The sequence below is a fragment of the Stenotrophomonas sp. genome (assembly GCF_059505245.1).
The window spans coordinates 1-20,824 of the sequence record NZ_JCACKF010000002.1; the positions used below are offsets into that span (position 1 = coordinate 1).

22 protein-coding genes and 1 pseudogene are annotated in these 20,824 nt (G+C 68.6%); 14 read left to right on the plus strand and 9 right to left on the minus strand.

Annotated elements, in window-relative coordinates; all coding sequences use genetic code 11:
* The first annotated feature begins 246 nt into the window (after nt 1–246).
* Nucleotides 247–2,769, plus strand: a complete 2,523-nt coding sequence (locus AC5JLE_RS00975) for a PepSY domain-containing protein (protein ID WP_496064923.1) — start codon at nt 247–249, stop codon at nt 2,767–2,769.
* Between the two features lie 92 nt (nt 2,770–2,861).
* Here AC5JLE_RS00975 and AC5JLE_RS00980 read toward each other — a convergent pair whose 3' ends face one another.
* Nucleotides 2,862–5,399: a methyl-accepting chemotaxis protein gene (locus AC5JLE_RS00980; protein WP_496064924.1), complete on the minus strand. Its 2,538-nt coding sequence runs from the start codon at nt 5,397–5,399 to the stop codon at nt 2,862–2,864.
* 203 nt (nt 5,400–5,602) lie between these two features.
* Here AC5JLE_RS00980 and AC5JLE_RS00985 point away from each other — a divergent pair.
* A pseudogene (locus tag AC5JLE_RS00985) lies at nt 5,603–6,439 on the plus strand (arylamine N-acetyltransferase family protein); the annotation flags it as partial.
* 213 nt (nt 6,440–6,652) lie between these two features.
* Here AC5JLE_RS00985 and AC5JLE_RS00990 read toward each other — a convergent pair.
* Nucleotides 6,653–6,880, minus strand: coding sequence for a VOC family protein (locus AC5JLE_RS00990; protein WP_496064925.1), 228 nt, complete (start codon nt 6,878–6,880; stop codon nt 6,653–6,655).
* Between the two features lie 82 nt (nt 6,881–6,962).
* Here AC5JLE_RS00990 and AC5JLE_RS00995 point away from each other — a divergent pair, with 82 nt between their 5' ends.
* Nucleotides 6,963–7,679 (plus strand): transporter substrate-binding domain-containing protein, encoded by a 717-nt coding sequence (locus AC5JLE_RS00995; protein ID WP_197557227.1) that lies wholly within the window; start codon nt 6,963–6,965, stop codon nt 7,677–7,679.
* Nucleotides 7,680–7,713: 34 nt separating this feature from the next.
* On the opposite strand, the gene AC5JLE_RS01000 is transcribed toward AC5JLE_RS00995, so the two are convergent.
* On the minus strand, nt 7,714–8,613 hold the full coding sequence (locus AC5JLE_RS01000; RefSeq protein WP_032959086.1) for a LysR substrate-binding domain-containing protein: 900 nt from the start codon (nt 8,611–8,613) through the stop codon (nt 7,714–7,716).
* Nucleotides 8,614–8,711: 98 nt separating this feature from the next.
* On the opposite strand from AC5JLE_RS01000, the gene AC5JLE_RS01005 reads away from it, so the two are divergent.
* Nucleotides 8,712–8,855: a hypothetical protein gene (locus AC5JLE_RS01005; RefSeq protein WP_169411611.1), complete on the plus strand. Its 144-nt coding sequence runs from the start codon at nt 8,712–8,714 to the stop codon at nt 8,853–8,855.
* 7 nt (nt 8,856–8,862) lie between these two features.
* Here AC5JLE_RS01005 and AC5JLE_RS01010 read toward each other — a convergent pair whose 3' ends face one another.
* Entirely contained in the window at nt 8,863–9,429 is a 567-nt protein-coding gene (locus AC5JLE_RS01010; protein ID WP_164110806.1) for a GIY-YIG nuclease family protein, read from the minus strand.
* A 132-nt stretch (nt 9,430–9,561) separates the two neighbouring features.
* On the opposite strand from AC5JLE_RS01010, the gene AC5JLE_RS01015 reads away from it, so the two are divergent.
* Nucleotides 9,562–10,356 carry a D-alanyl-D-alanine carboxypeptidase family protein gene (locus AC5JLE_RS01015; RefSeq protein ID WP_046432803.1) on the plus strand — a complete coding sequence of 265 codons (795 nt, stop codon included), beginning with the start codon at nt 9,562–9,564 and terminating at the stop codon, nt 10,354–10,356.
* 5 nt (nt 10,357–10,361) lie between these two features.
* Here the strand turns inward: AC5JLE_RS01015 and AC5JLE_RS01020 are convergent, their stop codons facing one another.
* Nucleotides 10,362–10,955: a TetR/AcrR family transcriptional regulator gene (locus AC5JLE_RS01020; protein ID WP_496064926.1), complete on the minus strand. Its 594-nt coding sequence runs from the start codon at nt 10,953–10,955 to the stop codon at nt 10,362–10,364.
* Nucleotides 10,956–10,971: 16 nt separating this feature from the next.
* Nucleotides 10,972–11,568 (minus strand): NAD(P)H-dependent oxidoreductase, encoded by a 597-nt coding sequence (locus AC5JLE_RS01025; RefSeq protein WP_049407909.1) that lies wholly within the window; start codon nt 11,566–11,568, stop codon nt 10,972–10,974.
* Between the two features lie 126 nt (nt 11,569–11,694).
* Between AC5JLE_RS01025 and AC5JLE_RS01030 the strand changes: the two genes are divergently transcribed.
* The gene (locus AC5JLE_RS01030; protein WP_032959082.1) at nt 11,695–12,228 is read left to right on the plus strand and encodes a hypothetical protein; all 534 of its coding nucleotides are present in this window, start codon (nt 11,695–11,697) and stop codon (nt 12,226–12,228) included.
* Between the two features lie 56 nt (nt 12,229–12,284).
* On the opposite strand, the gene AC5JLE_RS01035 is transcribed toward AC5JLE_RS01030, so the two are convergent.
* On the minus strand, nt 12,285–13,112 hold the full coding sequence (locus tag AC5JLE_RS01035) for an isocitrate lyase/PEP mutase family protein (RefSeq protein ID WP_134966121.1): 828 nt from the start codon (nt 13,110–13,112) through the stop codon (nt 12,285–12,287).
* Nucleotides 13,113–13,276: 164 nt separating this feature from the next.
* On the opposite strand from AC5JLE_RS01035, the gene AC5JLE_RS01040 reads away from it, so the two are divergent.
* The 5 genes from AC5JLE_RS01040 (at nt 13,277) to accC (ending at nt 17,063) form a co-directional block, all read left to right on the plus strand.
* Nucleotides 13,277–14,005, plus strand: a complete 729-nt coding sequence (locus tag AC5JLE_RS01040) for a DOPA 4,5-dioxygenase family protein (RefSeq protein WP_014648610.1) — start codon at nt 13,277–13,279, stop codon at nt 14,003–14,005.
* A gap of 274 nt (nt 14,006–14,279) precedes the next feature.
* Entirely contained in the window at nt 14,280–14,729 is a 450-nt protein-coding gene (aroQ, locus tag AC5JLE_RS01045; RefSeq protein WP_032959080.1) for a type II 3-dehydroquinate dehydratase, read from the plus strand.
* Nucleotides 14,726–15,151: a lysozyme inhibitor LprI family protein gene (locus AC5JLE_RS01050; RefSeq protein WP_496064927.1), complete on the plus strand. Its 426-nt coding sequence runs from the start codon at nt 14,726–14,728 to the stop codon at nt 15,149–15,151. The genes aroQ and AC5JLE_RS01050 overlap by 4 nt, the downstream gene beginning before the upstream one ends.
* Nucleotides 15,152–15,205: 54 nt before the next feature.
* Nucleotides 15,206–15,685 carry an acetyl-CoA carboxylase biotin carboxyl carrier protein gene (accB, locus tag AC5JLE_RS01055; RefSeq protein ID WP_005419696.1) on the plus strand — a complete coding sequence of 160 codons (480 nt, stop codon included), beginning with the start codon at nt 15,206–15,208 and terminating at the stop codon, nt 15,683–15,685.
* 10 nt (nt 15,686–15,695) lie between these two features.
* Complete coding sequence (gene accC / locus AC5JLE_RS01060; RefSeq protein WP_014648613.1) at nt 15,696–17,063, plus strand: acetyl-CoA carboxylase biotin carboxylase subunit; 1,368 nt, start codon at nt 15,696–15,698, stop codon at nt 17,061–17,063.
* A gap of 129 nt (nt 17,064–17,192) precedes the next feature.
* Here the strand turns inward: accC and AC5JLE_RS01065 are convergent, their stop codons facing one another.
* Together AC5JLE_RS01065 and AC5JLE_RS01070 are read right to left on the minus strand one after the other, a co-directional pair.
* The gene (locus AC5JLE_RS01065; RefSeq protein WP_032959077.1) at nt 17,193–17,567 is read right to left on the minus strand and encodes a hypothetical protein; all 375 of its coding nucleotides are present in this window, start codon (nt 17,565–17,567) and stop codon (nt 17,193–17,195) included.
* Nucleotides 17,564–18,535 (minus strand): hypothetical protein, encoded by a 972-nt coding sequence (locus AC5JLE_RS01070; RefSeq protein WP_142235109.1) that lies wholly within the window; start codon nt 18,533–18,535, stop codon nt 17,564–17,566. Before AC5JLE_RS01070 ends, AC5JLE_RS01065 begins: the two co-directional genes overlap by 4 nt.
* 164 nt (nt 18,536–18,699) lie before the next feature.
* Between AC5JLE_RS01070 and prmA the strand changes: the two genes are divergently transcribed.
* The 3 genes from prmA (at nt 18,700) to fis (ending at nt 20,822) form a co-directional block, all read left to right on the plus strand.
* Nucleotides 18,700–19,620, plus strand: coding sequence for a 50S ribosomal protein L11 methyltransferase (gene prmA / locus AC5JLE_RS01075; RefSeq protein WP_014648616.1), 921 nt, complete (start codon nt 18,700–18,702; stop codon nt 19,618–19,620).
* A gap of 42 nt (nt 19,621–19,662) precedes the next feature.
* On the plus strand, nt 19,663–20,430 hold the full coding sequence (locus AC5JLE_RS01080) for a DUF3426 domain-containing protein (protein WP_496064928.1): 768 nt from the start codon (nt 19,663–19,665) through the stop codon (nt 20,428–20,430).
* A 116-nt stretch (nt 20,431–20,546) separates the two neighbouring features.
* The gene (fis, locus tag AC5JLE_RS01085; protein ID WP_005419706.1) at nt 20,547–20,822 is read left to right on the plus strand and encodes a DNA-binding transcriptional regulator Fis; all 276 of its coding nucleotides are present in this window, start codon (nt 20,547–20,549) and stop codon (nt 20,820–20,822) included.
* Nucleotides 20,823–20,824: the final 2 nt, after the last annotated feature.

Below are 20,824 nucleotides of genomic sequence, written 5' to 3' on the forward strand. Positions count from 1 at the left end.
ATGCGGCGACCGAGCTTACATGGACGTACTTGCAGCGTCCCCCTCAACCGGACCCGCCCCGCCAACCCACGGAAAACCAGCTTTTGACGTTGACGTTGCTCCGGCTTGTAGCGGGTGCAGGGCTGCAAAGCCCTGCAACAAAACCCTCCTTGACCGTAGGCCGTCCGCCACGGAGAATTCCGCGACTAATTCTCATTTGCTGTTGCGCAGGATGCGGGCGGCAGCCTCCCGGGCCCCTCTCCTTCGATGTTCAAGAACGTCCTGTTCCAACTGCATTGGCTGCTGGGCATTACCGCCGGTGCCGTCCTGGCCCTGATGGGCCTCAGCGGCGCCATGCTGTCCTTCGAGGACGAGCTGCTGCGCGCGGCCAATCCTGGCTTCGCTGAAATCGCCGAGCACCATGCGGACGGCCAGCATCCCCTTGCACTCAGCGAACTGGTGCCGTTGCTGCAGGCTGGCAGCGAGCGGCCCCTGCAACGCCTGCGCGTGGATGCCACCGGACAGCGGCCGTCGGTCGCGCGCTTTGCCGGCGGCAAGGAACACTGGGTGTACTTCGATCCGTACAGCGGCGAGCGCTTCAGCGCCCTGCGCGGGCAGGCATTCTTCGACGTCGTCGAGGACCTGCATCGCCACCTCGCTGCTGGTGAGCGCGGCAAGTGGATCACCGGCAGCTGTGCAATCGCGCTGCTGTTCTTCACCCTGTCCGGTCTCTACCTGCGCTGGCCACGACGCTGGTGGCACTGGCGCAGCTGGCTGGCGGTGGAGTGGACGCGCAGCGGCCGAGGCTTCCTGTGGAGCCTGCACTCGGTGGTCGGCACCTGGGTGCTGCTGATCTACCTGATGAGTGCGCTGACCGGCCTGTGGTGGTCGTTCGACTGGTACCGCAACGCGGCCAACACGCTGCTCGGTGTGGCGCCGGCGGCAAAGCACACGGTTGCCGCCGACGCGGCACTGGACGTCCATCGCATCGAGGCCACGCTGTACGCGCTACCCGGCGTGCGCACCGGCTTCATCGACCTGCGCCTGCCGGAGAAGCCGGGGCAGGCGCTGAACGTGCGGGTGATGGCCGGTGATCCGTCGCAGCGCGGCGGCCACCACGACCGTGCGCATGACCTGCTGCAGCTCGATCCGGCCAGCGGCGCGGTTCTCGATGCCCGCCCGTACGCGCGCCAAGGCGCGGGCGGACAGCTGGCCACCAGCGTGTTCGCGCTGCATTCGGGCAGCTACTTCGGTGTGCCCGGGCGCGTGGTGGTGATGCTCAGCAGCCTGGGCATGAGCCTGTTCTTCATCACCGGCTGGATGCTGTACCTGGACCGGCGCCGCAGCCAGCGTGCAGCGCGAGGGCTGCGCCGCGCGCTGCCGGCCACGACCACCGATGGCCGTGGTCCGCCGTGGCTGGTGGTGCATGCCAGCCAGAGCGGACTGGGCGAACAACTGGCGTGGCGTGCGGCCGCGCAGCTGCAGGCGTCCGGTCATGCGGTGCAGGTGCTATCGCTGGCCCGCGTCGATGCCGCGACGCTGCAGGCCACGTCCCAGGCGCTGCTCGTGCTGAGCACGTTCGGCGACGGCGAGCCACCGGATGCCACGCGCCGCGCGGCGCGGCTGCTGCTCGCACAACGCCTGGACCTGTCGCGCCTGCAGTTCGGCCTGCTCGCGCTGGGCGACCGCCAGTACCCGCATTACTGCGGCTTCGGCCGCCAGTTCGATGGCTGGCTGATCGGCAACGGCGCGCGCCCGCTGCTCGAGCGCATCGATGTCGATGCCACTTCGGTGCCGGCATTGCGCCAATGGCAGCAGCAGCTGGGTACGCTCACCGGCATCGTCACCGATGACAGCGTGCTGCCTGCGGCTACGCAGATGCATGAGTGGCGCCTGCTCGGCCGCGACCACCTCAACCCGGGCAGCGTCGGCGGAGCCATCTGGCGTATCCGTCTTGCCGCACCGGCCGACGTGCAGTGGCAGGCGGGTGACATCCTGCACATCGCACCCCGCCACAACGCGCGGCATGCCGGTGCCGTGCTGAAGGGACACGGTCTGGATCCGCTGCAGCCCCTGCTGGTCGATGGCCATCCGCGCACGCTGCTGGCACTGGCCAGTGAACGCGAGCTGCCCGAGGCCGATGCCGCGCTGGCGGTGCAGGATGCCTGCCTGTGGCTGGCCGGGCTGCCGCTGCTGCCCAGCCGCGAGTATTCGATCGCCTCCTGCACGGATGACGGCGTGGTGGAGCTGGTGGTGCGGCTGGTGCATGACGCCTCCGGTCGCGCCGGGTTGGGCTCGGGCTGGCTGTCGTTGCATGCACCGATCGGTGCCGGCATCGTCGCCCGCGTGCATCGCAACCCCGGTTTCCATCGCGTCAGCGGCGCGCCGATGGTGCTGATCGGCAACGGCACCGGCATCGCCGGGCTGCGCAGCCTGTTGCGCGAAGCTGCCCACGCAGGCGAGCGCGGGCACTGGCTGCTGTTCGGTGAACGCCAGCGCGCACACGACTTCCTGTTCGCCGACGAGATCGAAGCCTGGCAGGCCAATGGCCATCTCACGCGGGTGGACCTGGCGTTCTCGCGCGATGGCGAGGGTGGTTACGTGCAGGATCGCCTGCGTGCGGCCGTCGATGCGCTGCGCGACTGGATGCAGCGCGGTGCGGTGATCCATGTCTGTGGGTCGTTGCAGGGCATGGCCGAAGGCGTGGACCAGGTGCTGCGTACTGCGCTGGGTGATGAAGCGGTGGAAACGCTGCTGGAAAACGGGCGCTACCGCCGCGACGTGTATTGATTCCTGCCGCCGAACGCTGGTGTGAGCCGAGCATGGGCTCGGCTCTACAGTGTTCGTGCAGCCGATGTAGCGCCGAGCCCACGCTCGACTGACTAGGCCGCCGCGCGCGCCTGCGGCATCGACTGCAAGCGGAACGCGCCCACGGCTTCTGCCAAGGCACGCACCTGCGCCTGCATCTGCGCCGTGGAGGCACCGGCCTCTTCCACCAGACTGGCGTTGCGCTGGGTGCTGGCTTCCATCTGCACGATGGTCTGGTTCACCTGAGCGATGCCCGCATGCTGGTCCTGCGACGCACTGCGGATACCTGCCAGCAGCTCGGCCAGCTGCTGCACGCTGCCGACGATCTCGCCCATCGTGGTGCCGGCCTGCGCGGCCTGCTGGTTGCCCTGGCCGACACGCGCCACCGAATCCTCGATCAGCCCCTTGATCTGCTTGGCCGCCTCGGCACTGCGCTGCGCCAGCAGGCGCACTTCGGCGGCCACCACGGCGAAGCTGCGGCCCTGCTCGCCGGCACGCGCCGCTTCCACCGCCGCATTGAGGGCAAGGATGTTGGTCTGGAAGGCGATGCCGTCGATCAACTGGGTGATGTCGCCGATCCGTCGCGAGGCTTCGCTGATGCCATGCATGGTCGCGACCACCTGGCCGACCGCCTCGCCACCCCGCTGGGCCACCGCCGCCGCGCCCTGCACCAGTGCATCGGCGCGGCCTGCGGCATCGGCGTTGCGGCCGACGGTATCGGTCAGCTCCTGCATCGACGCCGCGGTCTCTTCCAGGTTGGCGGCCTGCTGCTCGGTGCGCCGCGACAGATCGTGATGGCCGGCGACGATCTCGCCAACGCCGGTATCCAGGCTGGAGGTGGCCTGCTGGATGCGGGTGACGATGCGGCCCAGCTGCGCGACGGTGGCATTGGCATCGTCGCGCATGCGCGCGAACACGCCCTGCAGGTCCCCCTCCATGCGCACGCTGAGGTCGCCGCGGGCCAGCGCAGCCAGCAGTGCCTGCAGGTCACCAAGGTTGGTTTCAAAGGTGGCCAGCAGGCGATTGATGCTGGTCGACAAGGTGCGCACGAAGCCCTGCTTGCCCTCCAGCACGATACGGCCATGCAGGTCGCCGCGTGCTGCAGCATCGACCAGGGCAGCGACCTCGGTTTCCAGCAGCGTCTCCAGCGCACGACTGCGCCATTCCACCGCTACGCCGAGGAACTGCCCTTCGTCGATGATGGGGTTGGCAATCAGCTGGTAGCGCACGCCGGCATGGCCGATCTCGCGCTCCTCGCGCTGGCGCGCGCCGGCCAGGCTGGCCAGCGCCGGATGCAGGCGCACGGCATCGCTGCCCACCAGATCTTCGGCCTCGCGCTCGAGTGGCTGCAGCAGTGCCGGATTGACGTAGGCCACCTGGCCCTCGGCATCGATCACCATCAGCCCGGTCTGCGCACTGTCCAATGCCTGCCGCACACGGGTGTTGCCGCGCGCCACGGCACGCTCGGTCTCGATGCGCGCGCGCAGGCGCTGCTGCATGTCGACCAGGCGCTGCGCCAGCTGGCCGATTTCATCGTTGGCGTTGTAGACGCGCAGGGTGGTGTCGAGTCGGTCGTCGGCGATGTCGCTGGCGAAGCGCAGGGTGTCCTGGATCGGCTGGCGCACCGCACGCCGCACCAGCACCAGGCTGGTGATCAACACACCGGCGACCAGCAGCAGGGTCACCGCGAACAGCACGCTCATGGTGTGTGCGCCGGCCTGCTGGCGCGCCTGTGCCTTGGCCAGCGCCGCCACCTGGGCCTGCTGGAAGGCGGCCAGCGCCGGCGCCACGCCGGCGGCGGTATCCAGCAGCGATTGCGCCTCTACATCCAGGCCCACGCGGGCGGCGGTATAGCCCAGCAATGCGGCCTGATAGGCCTCCATGCCGTTGCGAAGGGCATCCTGCGCATCGGTCGGCAGGCCCACCAGTGCGAGATCGAACGGCAGCTTTTCTTCGCTCGCACGGTCGGCATGGGTGGAGTCGCCATCGAGCAGCAGCAGTGCCTCCTGGCGGCGCATCTTCTGCAGGGACAACGCCAACGAAGGCCGCTGCAACGCATCCACCTGCGCCTGCAGGGCGTCGGCGGCCTGCTGCAATTGCGCGGCGAGGCCGGCATCGCCACGACCCATCTCATCGACGCGTTCGAACAGGGCGGCCACACCCTGCGAGAACGCGCCGGCGGCTTCGGTCAGTGCCTGCAGCGCCTCGCGCCGGCCGGGATCCATCGGCATCGCGCGCAGCGCCTGAAGATCGGCCTGGAGCGCCTTCTGCGTCGCCAGCAGCTGCGCGCGGTCGGCATCGTCGAAACTACGTGCATACTGGGTCTGCAGACGACGCGCCTCGGCCACCTGCGTGGCCACGCTCGCGGCCAGATCGCTGCCGTGCTGGTAGCTGGCCTGGCTGCGCGCCGCCTGCGTGCTGGCATGGCCGGTCCAGGCGTAGACGGCGGCGATCGCGATCAGGCCCAGCCCACAGACCCACAGGGTCGCCTTGAGCTTGCTGGCCACACTGAGCCGATGCGGCTGCAGCCACAGCAGCAGGCCGGGGGACGCCGAGCGCAGTGCGGCAAGCCGCATGCGCAGGGACCGGAGGTGGGGGACGACGGCCGACATGACAGGCTCCAGGCGGAAGGACGCACCTGTATCGGCGGGAAATGGCGCAACTTTAGGGCGCTCCTGGTTCACTCCCACCGATTGCTGGCGGACGCGGCCTTTGTACCCGGCACAGGCGACGGGGGGATGACACCCGCGCAATGCTTGCCCTCAACCCCGGTTGGGAGAGCACAGTAGATCTCCCTCCCCCGCCCGGCGCGCGCATGACGACGCTCGATGTCCCCCGCTACCTGCAACGCCTGCAGCTGGATGCACCGCCACCGCTGACGCTGGCGGGCCTGACCCTGCTGCAGCAGCGCCACAACGCACTGCTTCCGTTCGAAACCCTCAGCTGCCTGCTGCGCGATGCAGTACCGATCGACCTGGACAGCGTGCAGCGCAAGCTGCTCGACGACCGTCGTGGCGGCTACTGCTTCGAACTCAATGGCGGCCTGCTGGCACTGCTGCAGGCGCTGGGCTTCGATGCACAGCCGTTGAGCGCGCGCGTGCTGCTGGCCGCCCAGGACGGCGAACTGACCGCACGCACCCACCTGCTGCTGCGCGTGCAGGTGGACGGCGATGACTGGCTGGTGGATGCCGGTTTCGGCAGCCTGACCCCGACCGTGCCGCTGCGGCTGCATGATCCGCAGCCGCAGGCCACGCCCCACGAGCGCTTCCTGTTGCAGCGCCTGCCCGGCGAGGGGGATTTCGTGCTGTCCGCCGAGTCCGGCGATGGCTGGCGGGCGATGTATCGCTTCGACCTGCACGCGCCGGCACCGATCGACAACGTCGTGGGCAACTGGTACGTGTGCACCCATCCCGATTCCAGTTTCCCCGGCCAGCTGCGCGCATCCCTGACCGGGCCGGACTGGCGACGCACCATCGGCAGTGGCAACTACACCGAGTACCGTCCCGGCCAGGCACCGGACAAGCGTCCGCTGCGCGATGTGGGCGACGTGCGCGAAGTGTTGCAGCAGCGCTTCGGCATGCAGCTGCCGGACGACCCACGGCTGGACCCGGCGATCAACGACTGGCTGCAGCGCTCACGCTCGGCCACGGTGTACAGCCGGGCCGATGCTCGGATGAGCGTTGGCGGCTGGGTCAACAGCAGCCGAGCATGGGCTCGGCCCTACAGAACCACGCGCGCCTGCAGCGCAATGCGATTGCCTTCGCTGTCGGCGATCTCGGCCACACGCCAGTCACCCGCGTCGGCCGGGCCGAAGCGCAGCTCGGCCCCGGCCTGCAGCGCACGCTCGAGGCTGGCATCCAGGTCGTCAACCCCGATGTAGATGCGCGCACCGTGGACGGAGGGCAGATAGTCGGCCCCCCCGCACCAGCGCCATGCTGGCACCGGTGGCCTCATCGGCAAACGGCAGGTAGGCCATCCTGCAGTCGTGCAGCAGGATCGGTTCGTCCACCGCCACCTGCAGCCAGTGCTGGTAGAACGTGATGGCCCGGCCCAGGTCAGTGACCGGTATCTCGACGTGCAGGATGGGGTTCATGTCCGCAGGATAACCGGATGCTGACACTGCCTTGCAGGTCCGTACTGGCATGCTGGACCGCCCTTTCCCCGCGGAGTCCTGCATGTCCCTGGCCGATCATCGTGGTGCGCTGGCACCGCTGGGCTTCCTGCGCGTGGCCATCAACCTGGGCAATCCAGTACTGGCGCAGGGGGACGCGCGCTCACCGCGCGGGCCGTCACTGGAACTGGCCACGGCATTGGCGCAGCGCATGGGCGTGCAGGCACGCTTCACCTGCCACGACGCCGCGGCCGCGGTGGTCGCTGCAGCCAGCAAGGAGGCCTGGGACCTGGCCTTCCTGGCCATCGATACGGCGCGCGCCGACCGCATCGCCTTCAGCGCCCCCTATGTGGAGATCGAAGGCACCTACCTGGTGCGCGAGGACAGCCCTGCGCAGCAGGTGGCCGACCTGGACCGCGATGGTCTGCGCATCGCGGTCGGTCGTGGCGCCGCCTACGACCTGTTCCTCAGCCGCGAACTGCGCCACGCCATGATCGAGCGGGCCGAGACGTCGGCCGCTGCCATCACCCTGTTCGATCTGCAGCGCCTGGATGCCGCCGCCGGCGTGCGCCAGCCGCTGGCCGCCTGGGCGCTGGCGCATCCCGGCCACCGCGTGCTGGCCGACCGTTTCACCGTGATCCAGCAGGCGGTCGCGGCGCCGGCCTCGCGCCCGGCCGATGCATTGCAGGCGCTGTTCGAGGAAGTGGAGGCGATCAAGGCAGGCTCGTTGCTGGGCGAAGCCTTCGCCCGTGCCGGGCAGGCGGTTACGTTGGTACGGTGACCGCGGGACACACGCAGTCGAGCATGGCTCGACGCTATAAATGCGCGTCTGCCATGTGCCGGACGTGCTCGGCCGCCTGAGCGTGCAGCCAGTCGCGGAAGGCCAGGAAGCCGCGATGGCGGGCCGAGCGCTGCGGGTAGACCAGCCAATGCGGCCAGGCGGTTTTCAGTCGCAGGCTGGACAGCGCCACCAGTTGGCCCGAATCCAGCAGCAGGCGCGCCCGCGTCACCCGTCCCAGCGCTACGCCCACCCCGTCCAGCGCCGCACGGTGATGCGCCTCCGAATCATCCAGCACCGCCACGAAGCGCGGCGGCGGGTTCTGCCCACTCAGCGCGAACCAGGCGCCCCACGCGCCATCGGGATCCCCCAGCAGCGGCCACTGGTTCAGCGGCACGCGGTCGATCCCTCCCATGCGTTCGATCAGCGCCGGGCTGGCCATCGGCAGCAGCCACTCGTCGAACAGCGGCTCCACCACCAGGCCCGGCCACTGCCCGCTGCCCAGCCGCAGCGCGGCGTCGAACTGGCGCTGTCGCTCGAAGTCAATCAGGCGTTCACTCGACTGCAGGTTGATCTCGATCTGTGGATGCTCGGCAACGAAGTGCCCCAAGCGCGGCACCAGCCACGCCGACGCCATCGACGGTACCGCGCTGATCGTCAGCACGTGCTCGGCGCGTGCGGCATAGGGCTGGAAGGCCTCGTTGATCGCATCCAGATGCGGGCCGACCTGGTCGAGCAGGCGCTGCCCTTCCAGGGTGAGGGTGACGCCGCGTGGCTGGCGGACCAGCAGTGGCTGCCCCAGCCGCTCTTCCAGCTGGCGCATCTGATGGCTGAGCGCACTGACGGTCAGGCTCATCGACGCCGCTGCGCGTGACAGGTTGCCCAGCCGCGCGGCGGCCACGAAGCCCTGCAGGGCGTGAAGGGGCGGACGGGACATCAGGCTTGAATTCCTCTCAAGGCATGCTTGCGGAAATGTCGCTTTTTCCCGGTCAATGCTGCCCGTATCGTGCAATCCACTCAAGTGGAGGGACGCTCATGAACATCTACGGCAGCCTGTTGTTCCTGCAGGGCCACGTGGCCAACGCCGAACTGGCCCGGCAGCTGGCCTGCCCGTCCACCGGCTCCCCCACGGGTGCGCCGCAACCGGCCGCGCCGGTTCAGCAACCGCGTGGCCGTTGAACACGGCTCAACCTGCATACCAACGCTGGACGTGTTCAGGCAGCCATGGCATTGGGTCGATATCCAGCGCCCGGCAACCGTCGAGGGTGTCACGCAGCACGCGCTCGCCGGGGCCACCGGGCATGCGCAGGCCATCCTCTTCCGGAAGCTGCACCGCCGCCCAGTCGTGCAGCCGGTCCATGCGCAGGCGCTGGGCGGCCTGCAGCCAAGCCTTGAGCTGGAAACAGCGATAGCCCTGTGCGCCCAACGCATCAACCGCGAGCGACAACGCCTGGTTGGCACCACGCACCCATTCGGTGCGACCTCCGGCCTTGTCCTGGACCGTCATCGGCGCCGGCGCGCGGTGCGCCTTGAACGGCGAACGCAGCTGCAGCTCCAGACCACGCGCATCGCGCTCGCTCTCCGCTTCCACCAGCGTACCGGCATCAAGGTCGAAGAACTCGAACCAGCGCCGGTGCAATGCGCTGATGCGCCCGAGCGGATCGCGTGAGAAGCCGATCTTCGCGTAGTCCTCCCACGCACAGGGGAAGACGTAGGCGAAGACACGACCGTCGATGCGGATATGCGGCTGCATGTGCGCAGGCTGCCTCCACTGCAGCCCGGGCGCAACCGGGCGTTGCGGTGGGCGCCGCAGGGCTTTGGCAGTACGGCTTCATGCAGCCGCTTCGGACTATCCTCGCTGGCTGTCGCTGTCATCACCGCCACCATGCCTGCTCCTGCGCCTGCCCACCTGCCGGTCTCGTCCATCACCCTGGAAGCGGCAACCTTCGCGGTGGTCCACCAGCACAACGCGGACATCGCGCGGCAACCGGCCTCGCTGACCAAGCTGATGACCGCCTACGCCGCTTACGGATGCGTCGAAGAGAACGGTGGCACGTGGGACCAGGCGGTCACCATCGCCGCCGAGGATGTGCATGCCGTAGCCGATGATGAAACACGCATGGGCCTGGTGCCCGGCGAAACGGTCACGCTGGCGCGCCTGCTGGAAGGGTTGATGATCGTCTCCGGCAATGATGCGGCGCTGGCCATCGCACGCCATCTGGACGGATCACAGCCTGCGTTCCTGGGCCGCATGAACTGGCACGCGCGCCAGCTTGGCCTGCGCAGCACGCGGTTCGCCAGCGTGTCCGGCATCACCACCCCGCACCATGCCTCCAGCGCGCGCGACATGGCGGTACTCGCCGCCTGCCTGCTGAATGACCATCCGCAGATCCTGGCAATCACCGCGCAGCGCACGTTCGCGCATGGCCGCTTCAGCCGCAGCAACCAGAACGCACTGCTTGGCGAAGACGGCGTGGACGGATTGAAGACCGGTTACACCCAGGCCGCAGGCTTCTGCCTGGCCGCCACTGCCTGCCGGGCTGTGCCCGGGCGGAACCTGCCGGTACGCCTGATCACCGTGGTGCTGGGCGCTGAAAGCCGCGACGCACGCGATGCCCTTGTGCGCGAGCGGCTGGCCGCCGGGTTTGCGGCGCTGGCCGACACCACCGCCGACGCCTGAGCGGATCAGCGTCGCTTGACCGTCGCCACGATCAAGCGCTGCAGCTCGGCCTCGGCGCCGACCTTGTCCAGCGCGCCTGCCGCCACGGCTTCGGACAGGGCTTCGGCCGCACCGAGAATCGCCCAGCGTCCGGCCAGGGGGACCGTGCCATCGGCCGCAAACGGGCCCAGCCAGGTGTCGCAGTTGTCGATGAAGTCCTGCTGGTAGCGCCGACGCACTTCATGGAGTTCCGGCGCGCCCACCAGCGCAGCGAGGATGCCCTGCACTTCACTGCCCTGGCTGAGGACGCAGTCGATGTAGCCGGAGGCGATGGCCGCCGCACGATCGGCCAGGTGCGCCCTGGCACGGCCGATACGCTCGTGGAAGGCCACCGTCTGCCGCCCGTCATAGTCATCGTAGAGCGCGGCCAGCAGCCCGTTGCGGGTCACGAAGTGATCATAGGCCACCGGTTTGGTCACACCGGCCGCCTCGGCCAGTCGCCCCAGCGTCAATGCGTCGGTGCCTTCGTCGCCGACCAGCGCCCAGGCCACGTCCAGCAACTGGCGGGCGCGTTGCTCGCGGGTCAATCGGCGGCGCGTGGGAGCGGCGTTGGCAGGCATCGGTGGAGCACGGCGGTCAGCGCATCGGAGCACCGATTTTACGGCCGATCGCCAGCGCGGTCTGCAGATGCGCTTCGGCTGCACCGGAATCGGCGTCCAGCAGCAGGTCGGACGACAGCACGCGCGCGCCGCAGTAGTCGAAGATGCCCATGTCGATCTGGGTCTTCATCGCCGCACCGTAGCCGCGCCGTTCGATCATGTCCGCGCCAGCCCCGCCGATGCCGACCAGATGCACGCCCAACCGCTGCAGCTTTTTCTGCACCTTGCCATCGGCGCCGTCCTGGTAGGCCCAGCCCTGGGTGAACACACGATCGATCCAGCCCTTCAGCAGCGCGGGGAAGGACCACCAGTACAGGGGATAGACCAGTACCAGCGTGTCGGCAGCCTGCAGCCGCGCCTGCTCGGCGGCGACGTCAGCCGGAGTTGCGCCGGTGCCACGGAACAGCGCCTGGTCCTGCATGTTGAAGCGCGGATCGAAGCCTTCAGCCATCAGATCGGCGTGGGTCACGCTGTTGGCGGCATCCGACGCGGTGATGGCTTCGCCGATGCGCCTGGCGATGGCATGGGTCAACGCGCCGGGTTCAGGGTGGGCGGTAACGATGAGGGTGTGCATGGGGCATGTCCGGAGTTCACTAACTACCAATAGTAAGTAGTGTCGCCCGGGATACCAGCGCCATGCGTGGGACGCTGTTTCCGCATCCACCGTATAGTGCGGCGGTTCCCACTGAGCTGCCCGACGATGCACCGGTATCTGCTTGCCCTTCTGCTGGCCCTGCCGATGGCAATGGACGTTACGCCCGCGCTGGCCGGTGAACTCAGTCCGGAAGACTCGGCCGCATTGCGCAAGGAGGTGCAGGCGATGATGGGCGCCTTCGCCCGTGGCGATACCGAGCTGATCATCGCGCGTACCCATCCCAGCCTGAAGCAGCTGGCCGGTGGCGACGAGGCCTATGCGCGGGCGACCCGCGACACCGTGAAGGCGCTGCGCAGGGCCGGCGTCAGCATCATCAGCGACGAGGCAGGCGTGCCGGGCCGCACCTATGCGGCCGGTGACGAGGAAGTCTGCTTCGTACCGCGCCAGTCACTGCTGCGCGTGCGCGAAGCGCCGATGCGCAGCACGTCATTCATGGTTGCTGTGCGACGCGTCGGTACAACGCAATGGCGCTATCTGGACGGCGCGGCGATGCTGGACAACCCGGCACTGCTGCAGCAACTGCTGCCGGCGCTGGAGCCGGGCGTGACGCTGCCCAGGGGTGGGATGGAAGCGCTGTAGTCGCAGGCGCGCGTCCATCCACGCCCGGGGTGGTCCATTGCAGGCCTGGGCATGTGTCAGCGGAACAGCGCGTTCAACGCCGCGCCCGAAGCCGCCTGCTGCAGGCCATCGAAGCGACCGTCCTGCATGATCGGCTCGATGGCCTGCATCAGCCCACCCCACGCAGCTCGCGCCAGCGCACCGCCCAGGCTGACCCGTCGCACGCCGAGTGCGGCGATGTCCTGCAGGCTCAGCGGTGTCGGTCCACCGACCAGCAGGTTCACCGGCTTCGCCCCTGCAGCGGCAACCACCGCGCTGATCTGTTCGGGCGTGCTGATGCCCGGTGCATACAGCACATCGGCGCCGGCCTCGGCATAGGCGCGCAGGCGCTGCAGGGTGTCCTGCAGATCCGGCACGCCAACGAAGAAATTCTCGGCCCGCGCGACCAGCAGCACATCGCCCCCCGCGCGGTCGATGGCCGCACGTGCCGCACACAGTCGCTCGACCGCCTGCCCGATCGGCCGCAGCGGCGCATCGGCCACGCCGCTGGCGTCCTCGATCGACAGCGCCGCGATACCGGTGTCGATGGCCGCCGCCACCGCCTCGCCCACTGCCTGTGGCGTGGCGCCGAAGCCATCACCGAAATCGGCGTTCAACGGCAGCGGTGTCGCGGCCGCCATCAGCCGCAGATGTTCCAGTGTGGCCTGCAGCGAAACCGCCCCATCCGGCCGCCCTTCACTCCAGGCGCAGCCGGCACTGGTCGTGGCCAGTGCCTGGAAGCCCTGCCGCTGCAGGTAGCGGGCGCTGCCCACGTCCCACGGATTGGGCAGCACGAAACAACCGCGCGCATGCAGCTGGCGGAAACGCGCGCGCTTGCGCTGGGTGTCGGCATCAAGCGGGGTCATGGCGGGTTCCCGGGCGGCGGACCTGCACCCTAGCCCACGCTGCGGCGGCACTCAATCACGGCGTGGGCCAGCGTGCATGAGGTGATGCCGGCTGCTTATTGGACACCACCGTGCACGCTGCCCGAGCGTGCTTGCCTGCCACACAGTGCCCCACGGAGCCCCAGATGCACCCGGACCCGCAGACCCTGATCGATGCCGGCGACGATGACGCCCATTGGGCCGACCTGCTTTCACCCGCGCGCCGTCGCCTGATCGCGTCGGCCGGGCTGGCCGCTGGCGGCTTGGCCAGCGCGTCGGCTGCCACCGCAGCCGCGCGCAGCGACAACGCCGTGAACACCACCGAACCCGGGCGACCCGGCTTCCGCGCCATCGTTCCGCCGGCGCCCGAGGGCCGCAGCCCTTGGGGCCAGGCCACGGCCAGCGAGCCTACCCCGCGGCCGGCCAGCGTGCGCCCCGGCGAGGCCACGCTGCCCACCCGGCCACGTGCCTACACCGCCATCAAGAGCTACCACGCCCACATCTACTTCGACGAGGACAGCTTCGAGAAGGCCGCGCTGCTGCGGCGCTGGGCCGCCGAGCGCTTCCCTGTGGAGTTGGGCAACTGGAACCTTGAGCCACGCGGGCCGCACGTCACCCCGTCGTTCTATTTCGGCTTCACCAACGACCTGCTGCCGGTGCTGGTGCCCTGGCTGCAGCTCAACAGCCTGGGCCTGACCATCCTGATCCACCCCAATACCGGCGATGGCCGCGCTGACCATCTGCATTACGCGTTGTGGGTGAACCGCGCGCAGCCGGTCAATGCCTACAACTGGCCGGCGCCGAAGCCCGGGCAGCCGGAACCGCTGGAAGAGGTGTTCCCGAACGTGGTGCCGACGGTGCCGCTGGAGATCTGAGCGGCCGGGTGCCGGACAGCTCCATGTGGAGGCGCAGTGTGCTGCCCACCGAACCCCGTCCTCCCCGCATGGCGTGGATGCCGGCATCGTCGGCCTACGTGCACGCATCCCCGTCCAGCACCACGTTCAGCGCGCCTTGATCCAGCGCCCGCCATACGGCCGCAAGCGCTCCGGCAGATTTCAAACATACGATTGAAACGCTGCAAACTTCGCCGAACTGGACAGCATCCGCCGGTTCCGCCAGACTGCCGCCCTTTCCCGTCTTCCGGATCCCATGGCGAAGCTGCTGGTCCTGCACGGCCCCAACCTCAACCTGCTCGGCACCCGCGAGCCGGAGGTCTACGGCCACACCACGCTGGCCGACATCGACCAGGCCCTGGCTGCCCAGGCATCGGCCGCCGGACACACCGTGGAACGGCTGCAGTCCAACGCCGAGCATGTGCTGGTGGACCGCGTGCAGGCTGCGCGCAGCGACGGAACCGCTTTCATCCTGATCAACCCCGCCGCCTTCACCCACACCTCGGTCGCCCTGCGCGATGCGCTGGCGGCGGTGGCGGTGCCGTTCATCGAGATCCACCTGTCCAACCCGCATACCCGTGAGCCGTTCCGCCAGCACAGCTACTTCAGTGACAAGGCAGTGGGCGTGGTATGCGGTTTCGGTGCCGACAGCTACCGCTACGCGATGGACGCGGCGCTGCTGCGCGTGCAGGCGGCCAGCGCGTGAAGATGCCGCCGCGCGTGCTTGCCGGCATCCTGCTGTGGGCCGGTCTGTGCGGCGCCAGTGTCGCTGCCGAGCGCGCGGCCGCGGGCATCGACTGCGCACAGGCAAGCGGCGGCTACGAGCGCGACATGTGCGATTCCGATCGCCTGGATGATGCCGACAGCGCATTGAACGCCGTCTACGCGCAGGTGCGTGGCGAACTGAAGGCGCAGGCAACCGATGGCAGCTGCAGCCGCTGCGCGGCGGCCGAACAGCAGCTGGTGAAGGCCCAGCGCATCTGGATCACCTTGCGCGATGCAGATTGCGAGGCGGTGTATGCCTTCAATGCAGACGGCACCTCGCGCAACCCCGCGAAGATGCAATGCCTGATCACCCAGACGCGCGACCGTACGCGGCAGCTGCGCGAGTTCTACGAACTGCTTTGAACCGAGTGCAACCGCACTCTCCACCACACTGACATCACGAGCAAAGAGGCCACCATGGATCTCCGCAAAATCAAGAAGCTGATCGACCTGCTGGAAGAGTCGAACCTGGCTGAAATCGAAATCAAGGAAGGCGAAGAGTCGGTGCGCCTGTCGCGCGCCCCGGTAGCCGGCTATGCCGCCCCGGTCGCCGCGCCGGTGTATGCCGCTCCGGCCGCCCCGGCGCCGCAGGCGATGCCGATGCAGTCGCCGACCGAAGCCTCCACCGGCGGCAGCGCCAAGCCGGGCCCGGCACTGCCGGAAGGCCACGTGCTGCGCTCGCCGATGGTCGGCACCTTCTACGCCTCGTCCGCCCCGGACAAGCCGGCCTTCGTCACCGTGGGCCAGCAGGTCAAGGAAGGCGAAACCCTGGCCATCATCGAAGCGATGAAGATGTTCAACCCGATCGAAGCCGACACCTCCGGCACCATCGTTGCCATCCTCGGCGAGAACGGCCAGCCGGTGGAATTCGACCAGCCGCTGTTCGTGATCGGCTGAGGGGCGCGCCATGCTCGACAAAGTCGTCATCGCCAACCGAGGGGAGATCGCGCTGCGCATCCTGCGCGCGTGCCATACCCTCGGCATCCGCACGGTGGCCGTGCACTCCACGGTCGACCGCAACCTCAAGCACGTGGCCATGGCCGACGAGTCGGTCTGCATCGGTCCGGCGCCGTCGCCGCAGAGCTACCTCAACATCCCGGCCCTGATCGCGGCGGCGGAAGTCACCGATGCCCAGGCCATCCACCCGGGCTACGGCTTCCTGTCGGAGAACGCCGACTTCGCCGAACGCGTGGAAGAATCCGGCTTCATCTTCATCGGCCCCAAGGCCGACACCATCCGCATGATGGGTGACAAGGTCGAAGCCATCCGCGCGATGAAGGCCGCGGGCGTACCGTGCGTGCCCGGCTCGGGCGGCCCGCTCGGCGAGGACATCGTCGCCAACACCAAGATCGCCCGCGAGATCGGTTACCCGGTCATCATCAAGGCGGCCGGCGGTGGCGGTGGTCGCGGCATGCGCGTGGTGCACGCCGAAGCGTCGCTGAAGACCTCGATCGAAACCACCAAGAGCGAGGCCAAGGCCGCGTTCGGCAATGGCGAGGTCTACATGGAGAAGTTCCTGGAGAATCCGCGCCACGTGGAAATCCAGGTGCTGGCCGATGGACAGGGCAATGCCATCCACCTCGGTGAGCGCGACTGCTCGATGCAGCGCCGCCACCAGAAGGTGGTGGAAGAGGCACCGGCGCCGGGCATCACCGCCGAGCAGCGCGAGCAGATCGGCAAGGTCTGCGTGGAAGCCTGCATCCGCATCGGCTACCGCGGCGCGGGCACGTTCGAGTTCCTGTACGAGGACGGCCGCTTCTACTTCATCGAGATGAACACCCGCATCCAGGTGGAGCATCCGGTCACCGAAATGGTCACCGGCATCGACCTGGTGGCCGAGCAGCTGAAGATCGCCGCCGGCCAGAAGCTGTCGATCAAGCAGAGCGACGTGGTGCTGACCGGCCATGCCATCGAGTGCCGCATCAACGCTGAAGATGCCGAAACCTTCGTGCCGAGCCCGGGCACCATCACCGGCTTCCATCCGCCGGGTGGCCCCGGCGTGCGCGTGGACACCCACATCTACAGTGGCTACCGCGTGCCGTCGAACTACGACTCGATGATCGGCAAGCTGATCGTGCACGGCCCGGACCGCGAAACCGCCATTGCCCGCATGCGGGTGGCACTGAGCGAAATGGTGGTCGATGGCATCAAGACCAACATCGCCCTGCAGCAGCGGATCATGCGTGACAAGGGCTTCCAGGCCGGTGGCCAGAACATCCACTACCTGGAAAAGCGCCTGGCCGAGCGCAAGAACAAGCCGATCGCATTGACCTGATCGGCGCCAGGTGCTGGACATGAAAAGGGCGGGGATATCCCCGCCCTTTTCTGTTCCTGTAGAGCCGGGCCCATGCTCGGCTTGCCGCCAAGCACAGCCGAGCATGGGCTCGGCTCCACAGCGAGCACGTCAGCGCTTGTCGGCCACGTCGGCCGGAATCTGCGAATGGGCCAGCGGCCGCACGCCATTGGGCGAGGTCGGATCGACGATCACCATGGTTTCGGTCGAACCATCGGGCCACACCACCTGGAAGGTGCTGCCGGCCGGCAGTGAAGCGAATGGCATGCCACTCTGCGCGCGGTAGACCGCAGCGACCTGGCTGGCACCGGCGCGGCGCACGTCTTCCTGCGCCTTCACCGTGGTCAGCTCCACCTTCGACAGATGCCGGTAGCGGTCCTCGTAGGTATCGATCATCAGCAGGCCAACCGCCCCAGCCGAGTAGGCCACGAACAGCGCCACCCAGAACCAGAACTTGGCCCCATGCAGGAATCGACGGTAATTCATCGCCCGTCCCTCTTTCCAACCAATCGCTTGATCCATTCCTTCATTTTCCCAGCACCTTGCCGCGATACCGCAGCGTCATACACGAAATCCCGGAAATCCTGCGCTCCATCCTGCGAACAGATCCCTCCGTTCGCACAAAAATTGTTGACCAGCACGCTGTCCGCTCCACAGGCCAGGCCGAGTTCACAGGCCGCAAGCCGCCATGCAAGTTCACTGAGCTGCTCGCCCGCCACCAGCCCGTCAAGCGCGCGGTCACCGGCCGCACGCACGCCCATGCCTGGCGCGATGGCCATGTAGGCCTCGGGGTCGCGCGAGGTGCGCACGCGCTCGACCAGGTCGCGGCGGTACTCGGCACTGTCATGCAAGGGCTCGCCCTCGGCGAACAGCGACGCTTCCGCGGCCAGGTTGCCCTGCGCGGCCGCCTTGCGGCGTTCGGCCAGCACCAGCGCCGCGCCCAGCTTGTCGCCCGGCACGAAACCGCCACACCGCTGTGCCACGCGCTCGCGTGCCTCGATCATCGCCGGCGCCGCAGTCAGGCCCAACCCGCTCAGTACGTTGTTGTCCAGGCGGTAGCCACCCGGATCGAGTGCGTACTGCGCGCAATAGTCATAGACGCGGCTGAGCATCCAGCGCGCCTCGTGATTGCCGTTGTCGGCCTGTGCGCGCAGGCGCTGGGCGTAGGCATACAGGTCGCTGGCGTCTTCGATGTCGGCGCGCAGGTCCAGCGGCAGGCCCGACGGCAGCGTGTTGCCGCGCTCGAAAGCCGCCAGCCGCCGCGCCAGGGCTTCCGGCACCACCGGCAGCGGCGCTCCGCCGTCACGGCTGGCCATGGCCAGCGGCAGGTCCGGCGGCGCCGACGTCGACGCCACGCCAGCAGCATGGCCGCTGGCCCGATACCCGGCCACGCCCAGCACGGCCACCGCCGGCAGCACGAGCAACCAGGTTTTCAGGGTCGGAGCGAAGGCCATCGGCGGTGGTGAGCGTTCACGGCACACAGGAAAGCGCCGAGTTTAGCAAGGCCCGGCAGGCCTGTCTGAACTGCCCCCATTCATCTCAAAGCGGCATCTCAGGCAATACGGAGACGCCCCGATGGTCTAGCATTGCCCCCTTTCCCGCGACTGTCCCCACCGCCATGCCGTTCCTGGAACTGACCCTGCGCTGCACCGAAGCCACCCAGCCCCGCTATGAAAATGCGCTGGAGGACGTCGGCGCACTGGCCGTGACCCTGCTTGATGCCGAAGCCGACACCAGCAACGAACAGGCCATCCTCGAACCCGGCGTGGGTGAAACGCCGCTCTGGGACACCCTGGTGCTGAGCGCGCTGTTCCCCGCCGACAGCAATGCGCTGCTGCTGCTGGCCGCCCTGGAATCCTTCGACCCGGAACTGGACTGGAGCAATGGCAGCTTCCGCGCGGTCGAAGACGAAGACTGGGAGCGCGCATGGCTGGACCAGTTCCAGCCGATGGATTTCGGCAGCCGCACCTGGATCGTGCCGTGGAACCATGAACTGCCGGACGCTGCACAGGCCGCCGATGCCGCCGTGGTGCGGCTGGACCCGGGCCTGGCCTTCGGCTCGGGCACCCACCCGACCACCGCCCTGTGCCTGCGCTGGCTGGACCAGCTGGCCGTGGACGGCCAGCTGCAGGGCCAGCGCGTGCTCGACTTCGGCTGCGGCTCGGGCATCCTCGCGCTGGCCGCGCTGAAGCTGGGCGCCGCCGAAGCGATCGGCGTGGACAACGACCCGCAGGCGCTGGTCGCCACCGCCGACAATGCCGAGCGCAATGGCGAGCAGGCCCGCATGCAGGTGTACCTGCCGCAGGACGAACCGGTCGCCACCTACCCGATCGTGGTCGCCAACATCCTTGCCTCGGCGCTGGATGCGCTGGCCGAGCTGCTGGCCGCACGCGTCGCCGCCGGCGGTCGCATCGCCCTGTCGGGCATCCTGCAGGGCCAGGAAGGCGAACTGCTGCAGCGTTATGCCGCGTGGTTCGACGATCTGCAGGCCACCCAGGATGGCGACTGGATGCGCATCACCGGCACGCGCCGCGCCTGATCGTGATTGAATGACCGCTGGATCCGAGCCCGCGCCCTGAGCATGTCCGAGCCGAACCCGCCGCGCCGCCCTTTGGCCACCTTCCTGCGCCCCGCGTCGGAAGGCGAGGCCGCACCTGCGACCGACGCGCGCACGCCCGACCCGTCGGCGCATGACATCCCTGCCGCGAAGTCCGGCGACCCGGTCGACGCGGCGCTGCCGCCGATGGCGGAGACGCGACAGCTCGATGACACCGTCATCCTCGACGAAGCGACCGTGATCGAACCCGTCCTTGCCGTCCCGGCCGCGCAGGCGGTGGCCGGCGATGCGCCGAGCTTCCTGGGCACTTCGCGGCCGCGCGCGCTGCCGACGCCGCGCTGGCACTGGGTACTGGTCGCCGGGCTGGTACTGCTGCTGGTACTGCAGAGCGTGCTGGCCGATCGTGCGCGACTGGCCGCCGACGCCGGCAACCGCACCTGGCTGGGCGCACTGTGCGGCGTGCTGCGCTGCAGCCTGCCGGCCTGGCACGAGCCGACCGCGTTCACCATGACCAGCCGCGAGATCCGCCCCCTGTCCGGCCAGGCCGGTGTGCTGCAGGTGCAGGCCAGCATCCGCAACGATGCGCGCTGGGCACAGGCCTGGCCGGACCTGCGCCTGTCACTGTCCGATGCCGATGGCCGGGTGATCGGCAGCGGCGTGTTCACGCCCGCGCAATACCTCGGCGAAAGCCCGGCCACGACCGTGCTGGAACCGGGCCAGAGTGCGCGCATCGCGTTCCGCGTGCAGGAGCCCGCCGCGTCCACCGTCGCATTCACCTTCGACTTCCTCTGACCAGGGTTAGAGGCGACCAGCCGTGGCAGGTCGGGCACGCTCGCGCTAGACTGGCCGCCACCACCTCGTCCGGCCGCGCGCTCCGCGCGCACGGGCCAACCGAATCGGGAACCCCCTTGAACGCTGTCCTCTCTCGTCCTGACAACAGTCGTGGCGCTCCCCGGCCACCGCTGCGTGAACACGTCGCCCAGTCCGTGCGCCGCTACCTGCGTGATCTTGATGGCTGCGACGCGGACGATGTCTACGAGATCGTGCTGCGCGAGATGGAAATCCCGCTGTTCGTGGAAGTGCTCAACCACTGCGAAGGCAACCAGAGCCGCGCCGCCGCGATGCTGGGCATCCACCGCGCCACCCTGCGCAAGAAACTGAAGGAATACGGCATCAGCGCCTGAGC

Bases quoted from the DNA above. Each gene is read 5' to 3' on its own strand.
- AC5JLE_RS01030 (WP_032959082.1), top strand. From the start codon at position 11,695: ATGCACCGGTATCTGCTTGCCCTTCTGCTGGCCCTGCCGATGGCAATG.
- AC5JLE_RS00975 (WP_496064923.1), top strand. From the start codon at position 247: ATGTTCAAGAACGTCCTGTTCCAACTGCATTGGCTGCTGGGCATTACC.
- AC5JLE_RS01020 (WP_496064926.1), bottom strand. From the start codon at position 10,955: ATGCCTGCCAACGCCGCTCCCACGCGCCGCCGATTGACCCGCGAGCAA.
- AC5JLE_RS01000 (WP_032959086.1), bottom strand. From the start codon at position 8,613: ATGTCCCGTCCGCCCCTTCACGCCCTGCAGGGCTTCGTGGCCGCCGCG.
- AC5JLE_RS01025 (WP_049407909.1), bottom strand. From the start codon at position 11,568: ATGCACACCCTCATCGTTACCGCCCACCCTGAACCCGGCGCGTTGACC.
- AC5JLE_RS00995 (WP_197557227.1), top strand. From the start codon at position 6,963: ATGTCCCTGGCCGATCATCGTGGTGCGCTGGCACCGCTGGGCTTCCTG.
- AC5JLE_RS01010 (WP_164110806.1), bottom strand. From the start codon at position 9,429: ATGCAGCCGCATATCCGCATCGACGGTCGTGTCTTCGCCTACGTCTTC.
- AC5JLE_RS00990 (WP_496064925.1), bottom strand. From the start codon at position 6,880: ATGAACCCCATCCTGCACGTCGAGATACCGGTCACTGACCTGGGCCGG.
- accB (WP_005419696.1), top strand. From the start codon at position 15,206: ATGGATCTCCGCAAAATCAAGAAGCTGATCGACCTGCTGGAAGAGTCG.
- AC5JLE_RS01035 (WP_134966121.1), bottom strand. From the start codon at position 13,112: ATGACCCCGCTTGATGCCGACACCCAGCGCAAGCGCGCGCGTTTCCGC.
- AC5JLE_RS00980 (WP_496064924.1), bottom strand. From the start codon at position 5,399: ATGTCGGCCGTCGTCCCCCACCTCCGGTCCCTGCGCATGCGGCTTGCC.
- prmA (WP_014648616.1), top strand. From the start codon at position 18,700: ATGCCGTTCCTGGAACTGACCCTGCGCTGCACCGAAGCCACCCAGCCC.
- AC5JLE_RS01065 (WP_032959077.1), bottom strand. From the start codon at position 17,567: ATGAATTACCGTCGATTCCTGCATGGGGCCAAGTTCTGGTTCTGGGTG.
- AC5JLE_RS01070 (WP_142235109.1), bottom strand. From the start codon at position 18,535: ATGGCCTTCGCTCCGACCCTGAAAACCTGGTTGCTCGTGCTGCCGGCG.
- AC5JLE_RS01040 (WP_014648610.1), top strand. From the start codon at position 13,277: ATGCACCCGGACCCGCAGACCCTGATCGATGCCGGCGACGATGACGCC.
- accC (WP_014648613.1), top strand. From the start codon at position 15,696: ATGCTCGACAAAGTCGTCATCGCCAACCGAGGGGAGATCGCGCTGCGC.
- AC5JLE_RS01015 (WP_046432803.1), top strand. From the start codon at position 9,562: ATGCCTGCTCCTGCGCCTGCCCACCTGCCGGTCTCGTCCATCACCCTG.
- AC5JLE_RS01080 (WP_496064928.1), top strand. From the start codon at position 19,663: ATGTCCGAGCCGAACCCGCCGCGCCGCCCTTTGGCCACCTTCCTGCGC.
- AC5JLE_RS01005 (WP_169411611.1), top strand. From the start codon at position 8,712: ATGAACATCTACGGCAGCCTGTTGTTCCTGCAGGGCCACGTGGCCAAC.
- aroQ (WP_032959080.1), top strand. From the start codon at position 14,280: ATGGCGAAGCTGCTGGTCCTGCACGGCCCCAACCTCAACCTGCTCGGC.